Origin of the sequence: Auritidibacter ignavus (assembly GCF_029853775.1) — a bacterium.
Classification (GTDB): domain Bacteria; phylum Actinomycetota; class Actinomycetes; order Actinomycetales; family Micrococcaceae; genus Auritidibacter; species Auritidibacter ignavus.
The window spans coordinates 1-16,218 of sequence record NZ_CP122564.1; the positions used below are offsets into that span (position 1 = coordinate 1).

A 16,218-nucleotide genomic window follows, 5' to 3' on the forward strand; every position below is an offset into this window, starting at 1 on the left:
GAATAAGGTACGTCGCGTGGTTGTCCATCCTGCTCGGGACAATTATCGTTCTAGCATTGCTGATCACTGTGTCCTTGCGAGATCTACCAGAGTTCACTGGGCGCACCGCCACGGTCGTGACAGGAACTCTTGGAGGATTATTTAATTCAACCTCAGGGGTCGCTGCCCCGGTCATGGTGATTTATGCTCGAATCTCACGTTGGGACCAGCGCTCATTTGCCGCCACCCTGCAACCGATCTTTATGACCATGGGAGCGCTGTCGGTGGTGATGAAACTGTGGACGGGGGCGGTGGAGGATTCCCCAGAGGCCGGAGTCTCGTTAGCCGTGTTAGTGGTCTTTCTTGTGGTGGCAATAGTGGGCGGGCTGGCGATCGCACTTTTATTGTCCCGCTATGTTTCCGCTCTCTTAGCACGACGAATGGCCATGACGCTGGCGGGACTCGGCGGGATCAGCGCGATCGTGCGCGGGGTGTTTCAGCTTTCGTTTTAGACTTGAGCCCCGACCTGCATGTCGAAAATAAACACAATATGCAGGAAAATGAAGACAAAAAATTCTCCTTGACCTTACAAGCTTCGTGTGTGATACTTTTCATGTCTCTTCGTCTGGGGAGACTTGGTGCAAAGGAGCGCGCAATGAGCGCAGTGAAAGTATCGCAGAAGAACTCGTCATACATCCCCTCTAAGCGACCTTTTGTCGTGGTGACGTTTACATTTTTAATGATCTTTGGATTGATGTTTTCTGGAATACATCCGGCTGAGGCAGCAAGCCGGAACCTTGGCGGAAAATCTTGTACAGGTGGCACGGCGGCGACCACGGCTACCGGTAACCGCACCATCGTTCACACGGCACTTCGTGGCGATGTGAGATACGAAAAATCCTTCAAAGGGGGGGGCCAAGTATCGTAAGACGACTTTTTACACCAAACAAAAGATCATCACCTCTAGCAATGTCAGTAATGGTGCTGGAGGACGGTTTACAGCTGCCCGGATCTTTTGCGATCACTAATCCAGAGCTCTCATGAGATTGCAAAAAATAACGGATAGGTTATGATGTTCTGTCTATTTAATACTAGAAAAATATTGACTCGCTGTGTCCAAGGTACTGCTACTGTCCTGCTGGTTGCAGGATTGTCCGGCTGTGGGACTACTAACGAGGATGGCTCCGATGGGGCCGAAAAAAACCCTTCGCCTGATGCAAATCAAAATAACCATGCAGAGATCACGGACATTGAGCGAGTTGGGAACTGCATGAAGGACCGTGGATGGGATGTCACGGTTGACGTCCGCGACGGATCCATTGAGTTCCCGAATGGGTACCACGAGGACCAGGCAGAAGCAGTAGAGCGCGATCGTGAAGCCTGCTTTGACCAATTTGGTGACGATAATGTGCCTTTATCTGAAATGAGCGACGAGCAGTGGCGTGATGAATATGACACTGCAGTTGCAGTCTCAGAGTGCATGGTGGAACACGGTCACAACGTGGCTGAACCGCCGAGCTTCGAAGTCTTTAAAGAAGGCGTGCTCAGTGGTACCAGTGACTGGGACCCGCGTGCTGATCCCGATAATCCCGATATGTCGAGTGAAGAGCACTATTCTCGCTACGAGGACTGCCCGTTCTCGAAATTTGAAGGCTAAGTCACACGTGAGCAGGAGGGTTCTCTGACGTGGGATCCCATAATATTCAGTCCCTGACGTCCCGAAGGTCACCCATGACCTGGTTGAAGCTGGCGTTGGGCGCGGTGCTGGTGCTAGCCGTAGGTGTTGGCGTTGGATGGGGGCTGAAAACGGTTCTTCAACCCCCATCAGAAGTTCTTCAGGAACGCGCCTACACTCTGACGGAGACAAGCTCTGGTGAAGTTGGCGATGAGCTCAGGCTGAACACCGCCGCCGTATGGCGCGCTCAACCTGTAGCTCGTAATCAAGCCGTTGGCACGCTCACGAGTATTGATATCAGTCCGGATCAGAGTGCCGGCAACGGCGCTCGCGCCTACACGGTGGATGGGCGTGCGGTGAGCATTGCTCAAGGTGACGTGCCGATGTACCGGGAGATCAAAGAAAAAGACAAAGGTGAAGATGTTCGGCAACTCCAGGTGATGCTCGGAGCGTTGGGCTACTACCACGGCAGAGCAGATGGTGAAGTCGGTTCCGGAACAGTCGACGGGATTAAGGCGTGGCAGAAGGCCCTGGGAGTTGACGATAACGGAGTGGTTGGTCAAGGTGACATCGTCTTCGTCCCGACCTTGCCCGCCCGCATGAGCATCGCGGGTGATGGTCTCACCGTTGGTTCGTCTCTGAACGGTGGTGAAGAAATCATCAATGCGTTGCCGACTGCGCCTCGGTTTGCGTTACGCGTCACATCTGAACAGGCCGAGATGATCGCCACAGGAACTGCCGTGAAAATTAGTCACGAGGACCAGGTGTGGGAGGGAGTTGTCGGTCAGCGAAATGACCAAGCTGATGCTGAAACCATTGAATTAGCCGTTGGCGGAGCAGATGACAAACCGGTGTGCGGCGATCAATGTGCGACGCTGTCGACGCAGAGCGAAACGTTATTGGATACGGTCGTCGAACTCGTTGAACCAGTACAAGGTGTCACCGTTCCTGACGCTGCCATTTCAACAGATGCCTCTGGTGAGCAGTATGTGACGGACGAGAGTGGTGTCAAGCACTCTGTGACGGTCAAAGCCTCGGCGCGAGGCATGTCGGTCATCGACGGGGTTGACGAAGGGATCAGGGTGCGTTTGCCGGGTGAACAAGGATGACTGACGTTTGCCTGGCAACCGAATCACTGAGTTTTGGGTACAAAAATTTTGCGCTCTTATTTGAGGACTGGTCGTACGAGTTCGAACCCGCTGCTACCACCGCCATCACCGGTCCATCAGGTTGTGGAAAATCCACGCTCCTCTATTTATTAGGGCTGATGCTGACACCATCTGCTGGCAGCATTCAGTTAGCTCATCAACGGGTAGATAACCTCTCCGATGCGTCCCGGGCGAGACTTCGAGCGCACTGCTATGGCTTCGTGTTTCAGGATGCAGCGTTGGACCACTCGCGAACAATTATGGCCAATGTCACTGAGGCGGCGGTTTATCGCGGCCAACGGCCAAGTCGATATCGTGAAGCGGCAATGACATTACTAGATCGGTTTGGTGTTGAATTGCGTGCAGATCATAAGCCTGGGCAAGTTTCAGGTGGACAAGCTCAACGCATTGCCCTGTGCCGAGCCCTGCTGGGAGATCCCCAAATTGTTTTAGCTGATGAACCGACGGGAAATCTTGATCCCAGCTCTGCGGAGGTCGTGTTCTCGGCGTTGCAACAGCAGGCAGATTCGGGAGCGACCGTGGTGATAGTGACCCATGACCATGCGCTGGCAGCTGCGTGCAACCAACATCTCAGCTTCTCAGAAGGAGACTGACCGGTGACATCTTTCACAAGTAAGCGGACGGGTCCGGGCATCCTGACCCTCATCCGCGAAGCTGATGCGATGAACCGTAGCCAACCGGTGATCACCATCGTCACAATCTTGATGGTTTGTGGAATGATGATTGCGGTCCTGCTGACCACCGGCCGGACCGTCGGGGCAGAAAAGTCTGTGGTGTCTACCCTCGATGATGTCGGAACCAAATCTTTGACAATTTACGCAGAACCGGATGCGGGATTGACGACGAAGTCGTTGGAAAATATTCAACGCGTTGAAGGCGTTGAGTGGTTCGCAGCTTTCGGCCCGGTCCAAGACGGATATAGCACATTGTCACCGAGCGGGGGTCCTGTCGCGGTTCGACAGTTCTGGGGCATGAGCATCCCCGGCATTCCCGAATATCACCAACGCTCTGATGGCCAGCTCGAGGGCTATGCCGCCCGGGACGCGGTGCAACAAATGCGACTCGAGGCAGCCATCGGGGGAGCACAGCTGACCGATGGACGGGTTTATTCCCTCATGGGAAGTTTTATACCACCAGAGAACCTTGGCCACTTGGGTTCGAGCGTGCTCGTACCGGCACCGGCAGAGGACCACGAAGGCCGTCACCAAGCCGTATCCATGATGACGGTCGTTGCTGAAGATCCGGGGTATATTGGGGCACTCAATGACGCTATCCCTGCGGTCTTGGAAGTAACCGACCCACAATTCATCAGGGTCGAAACCAGCCAGCAAATGGCACAACTTCGTTCTGCTGTGCAAGGACAATTGGGACAATTTGGACGATTCTTAGTTCTGGCCATTCTCGGATTAACCGGCTTATTGACGGCCGTAATTCTATCGGGGCTAATGATGTTGCGTCGCAAGGACTTCGGCCGTCGTCGCGCATTGGGAGCATCCCGGTGGACGATTCTGACTCTCGTCTTATGTCAATTCACCGAACTGTCGGTGATCGGTTCCTTGCTCGGCACGCTGATAGGCGGTGGAGCGCTATGGCTACTAGGCGATCCACTACCGGACTGGAGCTTTTTCCTGGCCTTGAGCATCTTAGCGATCATCACATCCTTATTAGCTGCACTGATTCCTGCGATGATCGCCTCTCGGCGTGATCCGCTCCGAGAACTCAGAGTGCCCTAAGGGGCCACGGCCTGGTGACCATCAGTGGCTTCGTACGGCACAACGCTGATTAGGAGAAAATCTCGTTCAGTTGCTGGTAACGAGATGCATCGAGACATTGTTTAGCCTCGAGTGCTTTCATGTTTTCCTGCACCTGCGCGACCGAACTGGCGCCGGTAATCACGGTGGAAACACGCGGGTTATGGAGGATCCACGCCAGAGAAAGCTGCGCCGGAGTGACCTGGAGTTCCTCCGCAAGAGATCCCAATCGTGCTACTTTCTCTGCAACGTCTGGTGCTGTGGCGGTGGCAACCAAGTGGCTGTGTTCCGCACTGGATCCCCGGCTACCTGAAGGGGCTCCCTGGCTATATTTGCCGGTGAGGATGCCTCCAGCCAAGGGGCTCCACGTAGTAAGACCGAGAGCGAAGCCTTCGTAGAGCCGCGCGTACTCTGTTTCGACGCGCTCGCGGTTCAGCAGGTTGTACTGGGGCTGTTCCATATACGGCTTGTGCAGGTGGTGTCGCTCGGCGATCTCAAAGGCGCCACGAATCTCTTCGGCTGACCATTCAGATGTGCCCCAATAGAGAGCTTTGCCGGAAGACACCATGTCGCTCATGGCCCAGACCGTCTCTTCAAGCGTGGTAGCGGGATCCGGACGATGACAGAACACCAAGTCGACGAAGTCCAAACCCAAGCGTTCTAAAGAGCCCTCAATTGCGTGGAAGAGGTACTTGCGGTTCAGTGTGTTCCGCAAGTTGATGTTGTCCTCGATGCCCCAAAAAAGCTTGGTCGAAATGAGGTAATCGTGCCGAGCCCAGCCCAGTTCCGAGATGGCCTGGCCCATGATCGTTTCCGAGGCACCACTGGCGTACACCTCCGCGTTGTCAAAGAAATTGACCCCGGCTTCGGCGGCGACCTGGAGGCATTCCTTCGCCAAGCCGGTATCCAGCGTGGAGCCGAAAGTCACCCAGGAACCGAAAGACAGCTCACTGACCTTAATACCGGCTCGTCCTAAACGGTTGTATGTCATTAACTGCTCACTCATGAGGACCTGCTTTCTCTGGGGTGGGTTAGGGGCTCGACGGCCCAAGAACAATCTCAATTGCTCACCATTCTGGTACGTCGATGTCCACGTTGGCTAGGTGTTTTGGACCAGCCTTGTCATTCCGGTGAACCTGTCGCGGTATCCTGAGCAGCGCCTTAGCTAACTCGCCACCACAGCAACCGATGAATTCAGTAGGGAGACCATGACAGAATGAGACTATGTCTGAGACCGTTGAACTGCACCTGAGCCAGAATGAATCCGCGGATCGTTTACTGAGTTCCAACCCACTCGCGCTGATGATTGGCATGTTGCTCGACCAGCAAGTATCCATGGAACTGGCTTTTGCTGGCCCAGAGAAAATTGCCGATCGAACAGGCGTCATGGAGGCCGAAGCCCTGGCTAGTTACGACCCGGACGAACTGGTGGAAGTCTTCCAACAGTCACCTGCGGTCCATCGTTTCCCTGGTTCCATGGCAACACGGGTGCAAAAGTTCTGTCGCGTGATCGCCGACGAATATGAAGGTGACGCCTCCGCCATCTGGACCCAAGGAGACCCCGACGGGGCAACGGTGCTCAAGCGGTTGAAGAAACTCCCTGGTTACGGCGACCAGAAAGCCAAAATATTCTTGGCACTCTTAGGCAAACAGTTGGGATTCTCTGGATCCGGATGGCGCGAAGCCTCCGGAGAATATGGAGACCCGGAGGCAATGCGCTCGGTGGCAGACATTTATGACGAACAATCTCTGGCTGCGGTCCGCGAAACCAAGAAAGCTATCAAAGCTACCGCCAAGAAAAAGAAGCAAGATACTCCAGACTAGGCGGCCAATGCCAGTCGCGATTGCAACGTGGCGATGTGTAGCGACGCCTCGGAGCTCTTCATATTACCGTTCAGCTCTCGCTGAGTGAGATCAAGGCAGGTAATTGCATCCAGGCTCGTAACGGTGTGACCTTGCAGTTCTGTGGCCAAACTCAAGAGTTGATTTAACTGTGCGGTCGTTGCGTTCATCATAATCCTTTCAAAAGTTCAATAACGTTCAGTGGGTCGTAGCGTTTTGCGCGAGGCAAATTCGTCTCAAGGACGCCAACAGCAGGGGCTGGAATGTCGTTTCCACGCGTGCAGGTGAGATCCGTGCACGTTAGCGGGACGGATATCTGGTGGCACAGCCTAAGGATGGAACCGGTAGGGAGTTTTGTCTAAAACCGGTGGTGCGCCCGCTGTTGTGATATATCGAGCGCGAGAATGCTACATCGTCAGGTTCACGATGTTTGCGCGTCGCGTGCTGGAACATGACCTGGGTGCGATTTCCAGCGAGACGAGTGATTCATTAAAACAGCTTTTGCGCAGAATTGCAAGTTAATGAATGCGGCCATAGCTGGCCTCGTTTCTTGAGCGAGGCATAGTGCGGTGTGACCGCTGTTCCCGAATAGCGTGCCAGTGAACTGTTCGCTACAACAGGGAAACGAGATAGCGCTGACGGTGAGGGCGTCAGACTGTGCGGCGATGATTTGAGCAGTGCATCCAGTAATGGGTAGTTATCCTGTCACTCTTTCGGACGGTGTATGACATCGGGTGCCAGGGCACGTGATGGTTTTTCCGTCCTCGAAGGACGCCAACGCTACACTACTGAGACGGTGGGGCGGGAAAGTTTCGAAATGTCGTTGCGCTCGTGATGGAGATGTGCTGAATACTTCGAGACGACTGGCGCCTCATGGCCGACCGCAACACGGATACGGAATAAGGCACCACACATCTGGAGTCCTAGATGTCTATGGCTCCTGGATCTTTTAGGTCGTGTGACTGTACTGGCGCGCTGACTGGCATCAAGATGCCCTTGATATGGATAGGATTACGCCTGGTCTTGGCAAGCTCACGTTTAACACAAAAGGTTGGTGCCCACCGAGCCGGCGGGCACCAACCTTAGCTCAGGGGATGAACAATTACTGCGCCGTCTGGCCACCGTCTACTGGAAGAACTGTGCCAGTGACAAAGCTCGCTAGAGGCGATGCTAGATAGAGCGCTACTTGACCAATTTCTTCAGGTTCCGCGGCACGGCCGATGGGGGTATCTCCAATAACCTTGTCTCGGGTCTCCGGGTCGTCAAGCCACTCTTGAGTCATGGGAGTGGCAACAAGTCCGGGAGCTACCGCATTGACGCGAACGTTTTGATCGGCGAATTCGAGGGCCGTGGCCTTGGTGAGTCCAATGACACCGTGCTTACTGGCAACATAGGGAGACATGTTGTAATTTCCGATCAATCCGGCAATGGATGCGGTGTTGACGATGGCTCCGCCACCGTTGTCTTTCATGTGCCCGACCTCGTGCTTCAAAGCTAAGAAGACACCTTTGAGGTTGACCGCGCTCACCTTGTCAAAGGCTTCTTCATCCATGTCCGGGACGGAAGCGTCCGGAGCGGAAACACCAGCATTGTTGAAAGCTACGTCCAGTCCACCGTAGGTGTTGACCGCGGTTGCCACTGCGTTTTTCACCGAATCGGAATCTGTCACGTCGGTTTCGACAAATGTTGCGGTGCCACCATCTTGAATAATCAGGTCAACTGTTTCTTCGGCTTCGGAAGCTACATCGGCCACTACGACATTGGCACCCTGCTGGCCGAAAACTCGCGCAGTTGCACGACCGATCCCGGTTGCGCCACCTGTGATCAGGGCGGTCTTACCAGTGAAGTCGAGTAGGTTCTCTGCCATGGTTTATATCCCTTCAGTTGTTCTTGTGATCGCAAGGACACTTTTAAGGATATTCGTTTAATCACGTGACACCAGGTCTCATCCGCGATCTGGCGGACAGTTTTTCCGGTGGATAAAAATACGACGTAGTAGGTCACAACAGTTGTCGGACCAGCCGTTGACATGCACGGATGCCACGCTCGATTGCGACCTTGCGAGACGTTCGGTCGCTTCCATCTGCATCGAATCCGCTAGGTTGGAAATATGCACATTGCCACGCATCGAATCGAAGGCGGACCGCGTCGAATCGCCTTTATGCATGGACTGATGGGACGCGGTCGAAATTTCACCTCGCCGGCGAAAGCACTGGCCGATGATGCAACTAGCTTATTGATTGACCTGCCCAATCACGGGCGCAGTGATTGGACCCGCGACTTCGACTACGTAGAAATCGCTGACGAGGTCGCCGAGATGCTACGGGCGGATTTCGGTAGCGAGGAACCGATCGTGCTACTGGGTCACTCTCTGGGTGGCAAAGTGGCCATGACTCTTGCGCTCCGGCACCCTGATCTCCTCAAAGCACTGATTGTTGAAGATATATCTCCTACCGATACCGGCAACTACTCGACCTTTGATCATTTGTTAGGGTCCTTGCGATCGGTTGACTTGCAATCGGTGTCTGAGCGCTCCGAAGTCGAAGAGCAACTAGCCGAGCCTATCCCGGAAGACTCGATTCGGCAATTTCTCATGCAAAACCTGCGACGAACCGATCGCGGATACCAATGGCAACCCAACTTGGAGATGCTGTATCAGAATCTGGACGCCATCGCAGGGTTCCCAGAGCTCACCGCAAGCTATGAAGGGCCGGTGCTGTGGATCAAAGGGGAGCAGTCGAACTACATCGACGACGACAGTGCGGTGGTGATGCGGGAGCTATTTCCCAAGGTGCGAAGGTCCACTGTCCGTGGCGCCAACCACTGGGTGCATTCCGAAAAACCGCAAGAATTCGTGGCCCTGCTTAAGTCCTTTCTCGATAGCTTGTACCCCACTGACGCCTAACAACGACCCGAGAACATACCGTGCAGAGACGACCGCCTACACTATTTGATAACCTCGCACATCGTGACCACACCAACCGATAGAAAAGATACGACCGCCTCGCAACGCTCAGACATTCCACGGGTCCCCGTCGGCCCCGGAGGCAAACCGGCGTGGGTCAAGCGGCGTGTCTTTGCCTCGCCGCTGTTGCGCCGAATCTGCTATGCGGTGGTTTTCGAGGGATTGGCCGTCGGATTCACGACCCTGATTTTGTTCTTGCTGGGTCACGCGTCCTCATCCAGTTTTCTGGTCGGGGTGGTGTCCTCTACGGTCGCGTTGACGTGGAACCTGGTGTTCAACTGGATCTTTGAAAACCTCGAGCGTCTCAGCGGAATCACGCATCGACCCTGGTGGGTCCGCGCGTTGCACACGGTCCTATTCGAGACAGGGTTGCTGAGTATCCTGATTCCCGCCGTTGCCGTGATCTTAAACGTCTCCATCTGGGAGGCCTTGGCTCTCGAAGCGGTGCTGTTGGTATTTTTCCTGATTTACAATCCGGTCTATGCCTACTTCTTTGACCGAGTCTTTGGACTTCCCGAACCAGCGGAAAATTACCGTTAGCCTGGGAACCAAGTCTCTAGCGTAGGTCGAGGAATTCCTGAATAGCGGGAAGCTCCCGCTGAGCCTGTCGGTAGCCACGCTCGTATGTTTCACGAAGTAGGCGCAAATCTCGGGTACCACTGCTAACCGGCATGACCTCGGGGATGAACAGATAGGCTTTGCCTTGATCCCGCAATTCGAAGAGCTTTTCTTTGGTTTCGTTATAGCGTTCGTGCCGGGTCAGCATGGCGTCAATGACAGCCGGATAACGTGGGAACCAAGATCGAATCACCGGCTCGAAGCGTTGCTTGTCTTTCCAGTAGCTTTCTTCCCGGGTCATAACCACGAGTAGCTTCTCATAGCCGTGCTCCAGTGCCGTCGACAGTGGCACCCCACCGTCAATCCCGAAAGCACCGTCGAGGAACAGCTCGCCATTGACGTTCACCTTCGGCATTAAGATCGGGATGGTCGAGGATGCTCTCACCCGTCGCATGAGCGCAGCCTCCGTGCTGGTGGCTTCTTTGTCCCACCATACGGTTTCGCCGGTAGCCATTTTGAAACCACCCAGCTGAATTTGAGCGGGGTTGTCCCGGTAGACCTGAAAATCAAAGGGTAGAACGCCTTCAGAACGGCAGGAATCTTCGTAGATGTATTTGGAATTCAGCACACCGTGGCCCTGCAACCAGGTCCACCAGCTACCCAACCGAGGATCACCTGCGAATTCCACAAAGTTCCGACGGGTCCGCAGGGGGTCCTGTGCGACGTAGTTGACGGCCAGGGTGGAGCCCGCCGAAATGCCAGCAACAAAGTCGAAAAGAATGTTCTGCTCCAACAGGCTGACCACCAGCCCAGCGGTATAGGAGGCACGCATTCCTCCGCCTTCGAGAACTAGAGCAGTGTCGGTGATATTGCTGTGTTGGGCAGTGCTAGCTAGTCCCACGCTTCAGACCATATGCTAATTGTATGGCAACAATCAATATGAAGGGCCAGCCCATTCAGACCAGCGGTGAGCTCCCCGCCATCGGAGACCTCGCCCCCGATTTCACGCTGGCCGGAACCGATCTGTCGGATATCAAACGCGATGATTTTATTGGCAAGAAATTGCTCATCTCGACCTTCCCCTCGCTGGATACGGGAGTGTGTGCAGCCTCGGTCCGTCGCTTCAATCAAGAGGCAACTTCTTTAGATGGCACCGTGGTACTCAACGTCTCGATGGACCTGCCCTTTGCGCACAGTCGCTTCTGCGCCGCTGAAGGAATCGACCAGGTTACCAATGCCTCAGCATTCCGTTCTCGTTTCGGAACGGACTATGGGATCACCATTGCGGATGCCCCTATGGCTGGTCTGCTAGCCCGTTCAGTCATAGTGCTCGATGAAGAAGGTAAAGTCAGCTACGTACAATTGGTATCGGAAATGTCTTATGAGCCCGATTACGAACAGGCGCTCGCCGCATTGCAGTAATCGGTGAGTGTAACGGAGCTAACTCTGCACTTTTCAGATCAGAACCGCCGGAACGAAGCGGGGTCACCTCACGGTGATCCCGCTCATTTGTACGATCCGACACCGACCGCCCAGCTACCACAGGTTCCGCCTCGGTCGATCGCTCCAGCACGGTCACCGCAGCCCTCTTCACACGGTGCAGGCTATTGGACCGTCATTGTCTTGGGCTTTATCGCGGCTGCGGTGTTGGCTTATGGGGTCTTGTTGGTGGGGTTCCAAACGTTCCAAGGAATGACCGCCGACACCGCCGTCAATACTCAGCACCGGAATCAGCCACTGACAGAGGATGATGCAGGGCCTCAGCAGGGTCATACTGCGACGGAACTGGCTGACGAGCTGGAGTTGGCCCATGAGGGGATTCCGGTGGATTTTTCGGTCCCGGGTAGTGCTACGGGATGGGGTAGTACTGAGATTGATTCAGGGCAACGTCTCGATGAAGCGCCGGGGGTGCTTTTAGTGGAGACTACTCACCTGGCGGCCTTTGGGGCCGGTACCGGTTTGGTACTCAGCGAAGAGGGGCTGGCGGTGACTAACTACCACGTGGTGGAAGGCTCGTCGCAGGTTTCGGTAACTGTAGCCGATACGGGCGAAACGTATACGGCCACGGTGCTGGGCCGAGATGCTGAGCATGACGTTGCGGTGTTGCAGATCGTGGATGCTCCCGCCTTACAGGTGGCCTCCATTAACACTGAGACCCCAGATATTGGTGATCGAACCGCTTCGGTCGGCAACGGGGGTGGGCAGGGGTTCTTGACCTCTGTTGTGGGGGAGGTCTCAGATCTGAATGTCACGATCCTGGCGTCGTCAGAGTTCAGTGAGGGCGGTGATCCCTCCCGCATCTCCGGGGTCATGCAGATGACTCAGGACGTTGTGCCCGGATATTCCGGCGGACCGTCTGTGGACGGAGATGGGCAGGTGATTGGGCTGACCACGGCCGTCTCAGAAGGGACTACCAGTGAAGAGGTCGAGGGTTTCGCCGTGCCCATTACCCAGGTGTTGTCTGTGGTGGAGCAGGTCTTGGCTGGTGAGGAGTCTGAGACTGTTTCGATCGGAGCTGACGGTGCGTTGGGCATTATCATCAGTGGTGCCGATCATCAGGTGATGGTTGAGGACGTGCTGTCCGGATCGGTTGCTGAAGAAGCCGGTCTCCGTGCCGGCGATCGACTTATTTCGGTTGATGGCATAGTAGCCAATAGCTCAGATCACATCTCGACAGTCATTCGGTCTCGCAATGTCGGCGACGAGGTCGAGGTGGTCTGGGAGGACTCCTCAGGGCAACGCCAGACGGGTATCGTGGAGCTACAAGAAGCGGCGACCAACTAATCGAGCGTAGTTGGTTTTGTGGCGGTCTGGTTACTCGGTGTCTGCAAGACCTTCCACGTCCGATAGTTCGGCGTGAGGAGTCTCTGGCGGGACAGGTCCGTTGATACGTAAACCGGTCTGTGCATCGAAAATCTTCAGGTGTTCCGGGTCTGGGGAGACCCGAATACGATCTCCGGGCTGTGGTGGACGACGTCCCGGCACGCGGACTACGACGGGCTGGTGGGTTCGAATCCCCTCCAACGTACCGTAGACGTGGGCGTCAGCGCCCAGCTGCTCGGTCAGCTCGACAATCATCTCCAGCCCGTTGGTGGGGTCTACATGCAGGTCCTCCGGGCGGAAACCAACAGTCACGGAATCACTGGTGGCATTGTTCAACGTCTCCGCAGCCACGGGCACGGTGGTGCCACCAAGCTGGATGGACTGAGCATCGTGGCGGGCTGCCACGAGGTTCATCGCAGGGGAACCGATGAAGCCCGCGACAAAGACGTTGGCAGGATTCTCGTAGAGGTTACGTGGGGTATCAACTTGCTGCAGGACCCCTTCCTTGAGTACGCAGACACGGTCACCCATGGTCATGGCTTCGACCTGGTCGTGGGTGACATATACGGTGGTCGTTGCCAGCTGACGGGTCAGTGCAGCAATCTGAGTACGGGTTTGTACGCGTAGCTTGGCATCCAAGTTCGACAGTGGCTCGTCCATCAAGAACACTTTGGGCTCACGCACGATCGCCCGGCCCATAGCCACGCGCTGACGCTGACCACCAGAGAGCTCTTTGGGCTTGCGATCGAGATAGGGGAGTAGGTCCAAAATTCTGGCGGCTTTTTCGACCTTCGCGCGTCTCTGCGACTTTGACACACCGCTGATTTTCAGGGAGAAGGCCATATTATCGGCCACGGTCATGTGAGGATACAAAGCATAGTTCTGAAACACCATGGCAATGTCGCGTGCCTTAGCGTCTTGGTGCGAGACGTCCTCGCCACCGATGAGAATGCGCCCCTCGTCAACGTCTTCCAAACCGGCCAGCATCCGGAGTGCAGTTGACTTGCCACACCCTGAGGGGCCCACCAAGACGAGAAATTCACCATCGTCGATGGCCAGGTCGAGCTGATTGATGGCCGGACGGGATCCGGCAGAGTAGATCCGGCTGGCGTGGTCATAAGTCACTGATGCCATAAGTAGGTGGCTCCTTGAGGGCTATACCGGGGCCATCCTGAATGGGCCAGGATGACCCCGGTGAGTGGGATAGTGAAGCAGAACGCGGACTCTCGGTCCGGATCAGTTCTCGATATCGTCGGCGATCTCGGTTTCGTACAGGCCCTCGAGCTCCTCCTGCAGGCTCTCGAGCCTGTCGCGGACATCGACGTCGTCGTTGGTCAAAATCTCCTGCAAGGCGCCACTGATAGCCAGGTCGCCACCGGGCAAGAACACGCGAGAATAGTCCTGAACGCGAGCGCGCTCAAGCTGGTCAACAGCCGTCTCAAATTCGGGAGTTTCATCATAGACGTCGCTCATCTCAGCATCGGTGCGCACCGGAACGTAACCGGTTCCGGCCGAAAATTCGGCGGTATTCTCCGAGTTGGTGACAAAGCCCAAGAACTTAGCTGCTGCCAGTTGCTCTTCCGGGGTGGACGAAGCCGAAATCATCAGGCCGGCACCACCGGTGGGGGTTTCACCTTCTGCTTCCGGACCCGAAGGGAGGAAGGCAACGCCAACTTCGAAGTCAGCGCTCTCCAGGACACCACCCAGGGAACCAGTGGATTGGATCATCTGGCTAGACACACCGGCGCTGAAATCATCGGCCTGGTCTCCCGATGCCACCGAGGCCCAATCACTGGTTGATTCTTGAGCAAATTCGAGAGCCTCAACGTTAGCGTCAGAGGACATGATCTCGAAGTCCCATTCCTCTGACCAAGCGCCACCATAACCCCACACGAGGTTAGCCATGGTCCACGCCGGGTACTCTGGCTGAGGCGGGTAGACGAAAGCGGAATCGGCGACATCAGCTTCCATCAGCTTCTCGGAAACCTCGGCGACTTCCTCCCAGGTCTCAGGAACTTCCTCGATGCCGGCCTCTTCGTAATGGTCAGCGTTGTAGTAGAACAGCGGGGTGGAGCGAGCGTAGGGCACACCATAGTGGGAACCCTCGTAGTTGTAGTCCTCGTAAAGGGCTTCCACATAGGTATCGGTATCGACTTCGGCTGCTTCCAGTACATCATCCAGCGGCAACAGCGAATCGTTGAGGTAGTTCGGGAACCAGGTGGCGTCTGAGAGCACCACGACGTCGGCGGTATCGCTACCACCAGTCTGATACCACTGCGAGGTTTCTTCGTAGTTACCGCCGGAATTGATCAAGTTGACCTCAATGCCAGTTTCCTCCGTGAAAGCCTCAATCATGCTTTCTTCGATGTCGACGGAAGCACCGGGGTGGTTGGACGCAAAGGTGATCTCATCGGCTGGTTCGATGCTGGACCAATCGATGTCGCTGGGTTCTTCCGGTCCGTCTCCGGAGGTGTCGGGACCGCATGCGGTCAGCGCCAGGGCGCAGATGCTCAGGGCGGCAACACCGCTGAGGACTCGGGGGGATCGAGGGGTCTTCATGGGTATTCTCTCCTTTAGTGGGTAGGGGTGAGGATGACTATTTGACCGCGCCCTGGGTCAGCCCGGCAACGATATAGCGTTGGAGCGCGGCGAAGATCAGTAGCATCGGAACGATAACCAGCACAGCTCCGGCCATCAGGATGCCGTAGGATCCGGGGGAGTTTTCGATTGACTGCAACAGGTTGAGCCCCACCGGCAGGGTCATTTTCTCGGGGGTGTCAACGATGATCAGCGGCCACAGGAAGTTGTTCCATTCGTTGACCACGGTGACCAGTGTGACTGTCGCAATGGCAGGTAGGGAGACAGGCACGGCGATTTGCACCAGCTTGCGTAGGTGCCCGGCACCGTCGAGTTCTGCGGCTTCAAAGAGTTCCTTCGGTAGCGCCTTGAAGTTTTGGCGTAACAGGAACGTCCCAAAGGCCGTGCCCAAGCCGGGCAAGATAATTCCCCACAGGGTATCCCGGCCACCGAGGCTCGTGATGGTCAAATAGTTTGGTAACATCGAGACTTCTGGTGGCACCATCAGGGCGACCAGCATACCGAGGAAGATCAGATTTGCACCCGGGACCCGGATGAAGACCAGAGCGTATGCGGTCGTAATCGCCAAAATGACTTTGATCGCAGCGCCGATCGCGGTGACAATCACACTGTTGCGTAGCACTGTCAATAGCGGGACGCGATCGGCCACCGTGCTGTAGTTGTCCAGGGTCGGGTCTTGGGGAAGAACGGTGGGATCGGCGGTAATGATCTCCGCGGGTGGTTTGAAACTAGAAGAGACCATCCAGGCCAGCGGGAGCACAATGATCAAGAAGGCAATAAGCAACGGCAGGTAACCGGTCAGCAGGGTGTCGGCGAGATGACGAGGGGCAAAGGCTTTGCGCCAACTCATCGTGTCGG

General features: G+C 55.6%; 18 protein-coding genes. 11 read left to right on the top strand and 7 right to left on the bottom strand.

What is annotated here, in order from left to right; all coding sequences use genetic code 11:
• The first annotated feature begins 20 nt into the window (after positions 1-20).
• The 6 genes from QDX22_RS00005 (at position 21) to QDX22_RS00030 (ending at position 4,556) form a co-directional block, all read left to right on the top strand.
• The gene (locus tag QDX22_RS00005) at positions 21-491 is read left to right on the top strand and encodes a hypothetical protein (protein WP_279717887.1); all 471 of its coding nucleotides are present in this window, start codon (positions 21-23) and stop codon (positions 489-491) included.
• A gap of 38 nt (positions 492-529) precedes the next feature.
• Complete coding sequence (locus QDX22_RS00010; RefSeq protein WP_279723926.1) at positions 530-907, top strand: hypothetical protein; 378 nt, start codon at positions 530-532, stop codon at positions 905-907.
• Positions 908-1,249: 342 nt separating this feature from the next.
• A complete protein-coding gene (locus tag QDX22_RS00015) occupies positions 1,250-1,636 on the top strand; it encodes a hypothetical protein (RefSeq protein ID WP_110098526.1) in 387 nt (128 codons plus the stop codon).
• A 74-nt stretch (positions 1,637-1,710) separates the two neighbouring features.
• Positions 1,711-2,763 carry a peptidoglycan-binding domain-containing protein gene (locus QDX22_RS00020; RefSeq protein WP_279717889.1) on the top strand — a complete coding sequence of 351 codons (1,053 nt, stop codon included), beginning with the start codon at positions 1,711-1,713 and terminating at the stop codon, positions 2,761-2,763.
• On the top strand, positions 2,760-3,416 hold the full coding sequence (locus QDX22_RS00025) for an ABC transporter ATP-binding protein (protein ID WP_110098528.1): 657 nt from the start codon (positions 2,760-2,762) through the stop codon (positions 3,414-3,416). The genes QDX22_RS00020 and QDX22_RS00025 overlap by 4 nt, the downstream gene beginning before the upstream one ends.
• A gap of 3 nt (positions 3,417-3,419) precedes the next feature.
• On the top strand, positions 3,420-4,556 hold the full coding sequence (locus QDX22_RS00030) for an ABC transporter permease (RefSeq protein ID WP_279674877.1): 1,137 nt from the start codon (positions 3,420-3,422) through the stop codon (positions 4,554-4,556).
• Between the two features lie 49 nt (positions 4,557-4,605).
• On the opposite strand, the gene QDX22_RS00035 is transcribed toward QDX22_RS00030, so the two are convergent.
• Positions 4,606-5,580 carry an aldo/keto reductase gene (locus QDX22_RS00035; RefSeq protein ID WP_279717890.1) on the bottom strand — a complete coding sequence of 325 codons (975 nt, stop codon included), beginning with the start codon at positions 5,578-5,580 and terminating at the stop codon, positions 4,606-4,608.
• A gap of 218 nt (positions 5,581-5,798) precedes the next feature.
• Here QDX22_RS00035 and QDX22_RS00040 point away from each other — a divergent pair, with 218 nt between their 5' ends.
• Entirely contained in the window at positions 5,799-6,398 is a 600-nt protein-coding gene (locus tag QDX22_RS00040) for an HhH-GPD-type base excision DNA repair protein (protein WP_110098531.1), read from the top strand.
• Here the strand turns inward: QDX22_RS00040 and QDX22_RS00045 are convergent.
• Both QDX22_RS00045 and QDX22_RS00050 read right to left on the bottom strand, forming a co-directional pair.
• A complete protein-coding gene (locus tag QDX22_RS00045; RefSeq protein ID WP_110100206.1) occupies positions 6,395-6,589 on the bottom strand; it encodes a hypothetical protein in 195 nt (64 codons plus the stop codon). The genes QDX22_RS00040 and QDX22_RS00045 overlap by 4 nt on opposite strands.
• A 929-nt stretch (positions 6,590-7,518) precedes the next feature.
• A complete protein-coding gene (locus QDX22_RS00050) occupies positions 7,519-8,283 on the bottom strand; it encodes an SDR family NAD(P)-dependent oxidoreductase (RefSeq protein WP_279717891.1) in 765 nt (254 codons plus the stop codon).
• A gap of 243 nt (positions 8,284-8,526) precedes the next feature.
• On the opposite strand from QDX22_RS00050, the gene QDX22_RS00055 reads away from it, so the two are divergent.
• Both QDX22_RS00055 and QDX22_RS00060 read left to right on the top strand, forming a co-directional pair.
• A complete protein-coding gene (locus QDX22_RS00055) occupies positions 8,527-9,321 on the top strand; it encodes an alpha/beta fold hydrolase (RefSeq protein ID WP_279717892.1) in 795 nt (264 codons plus the stop codon).
• Between the two features lie 63 nt (positions 9,322-9,384).
• A complete protein-coding gene (locus QDX22_RS00060) occupies positions 9,385-9,921 on the top strand; it encodes a PACE efflux transporter (protein ID WP_279717893.1) in 537 nt (178 codons plus the stop codon).
• Between the two features lie 16 nt (positions 9,922-9,937).
• Here QDX22_RS00060 and QDX22_RS00065 read toward each other — a convergent pair whose 3' ends face one another.
• Complete coding sequence (locus QDX22_RS00065) at positions 9,938-10,840, bottom strand: patatin-like phospholipase family protein (protein ID WP_279717894.1); 903 nt, start codon at positions 10,838-10,840, stop codon at positions 9,938-9,940.
• Positions 10,841-10,863: 23 nt separating this feature from the next.
• Between QDX22_RS00065 and tpx the strand changes: the two genes are divergently transcribed.
• Both tpx and QDX22_RS00075 read left to right on the top strand, forming a co-directional pair.
• Positions 10,864-11,361, top strand: a complete 498-nt coding sequence (gene tpx, locus QDX22_RS00070; RefSeq protein WP_110100209.1) for a thiol peroxidase — start codon at positions 10,864-10,866, stop codon at positions 11,359-11,361.
• A gap of 201 nt (positions 11,362-11,562) precedes the next feature.
• Positions 11,563-12,723 carry a S1C family serine protease gene (locus QDX22_RS00075; protein WP_279723927.1) on the top strand — a complete coding sequence of 387 codons (1,161 nt, stop codon included), beginning with the start codon at positions 11,563-11,565 and terminating at the stop codon, positions 12,721-12,723.
• Between the two features lie 30 nt (positions 12,724-12,753).
• Here QDX22_RS00075 and QDX22_RS00080 read toward each other — a convergent pair whose 3' ends face one another.
• The 3 genes from QDX22_RS00080 to QDX22_RS00090 all read right to left on the bottom strand — a co-directional run bounded on the left by QDX22_RS00080 (position 12,754) and on the right by QDX22_RS00090 (position 16,210).
• Complete coding sequence (locus QDX22_RS00080) at positions 12,754-13,896, bottom strand: ABC transporter ATP-binding protein (protein ID WP_110098539.1); 1,143 nt, start codon at positions 13,894-13,896, stop codon at positions 12,754-12,756.
• 102 nt (positions 13,897-13,998) lie between these two features.
• Positions 13,999-15,321, bottom strand: coding sequence for an ABC transporter substrate-binding protein (locus QDX22_RS00085; protein ID WP_110098540.1), 1,323 nt, complete (start codon positions 15,319-15,321; stop codon positions 13,999-14,001).
• Between the two features lie 37 nt (positions 15,322-15,358).
• On the bottom strand, positions 15,359-16,210 hold the full coding sequence (locus QDX22_RS00090; RefSeq protein WP_110098681.1) for a carbohydrate ABC transporter permease: 852 nt from the start codon (positions 16,208-16,210) through the stop codon (positions 15,359-15,361).
• Positions 16,211-16,218: the final 8 nt, after the last annotated feature.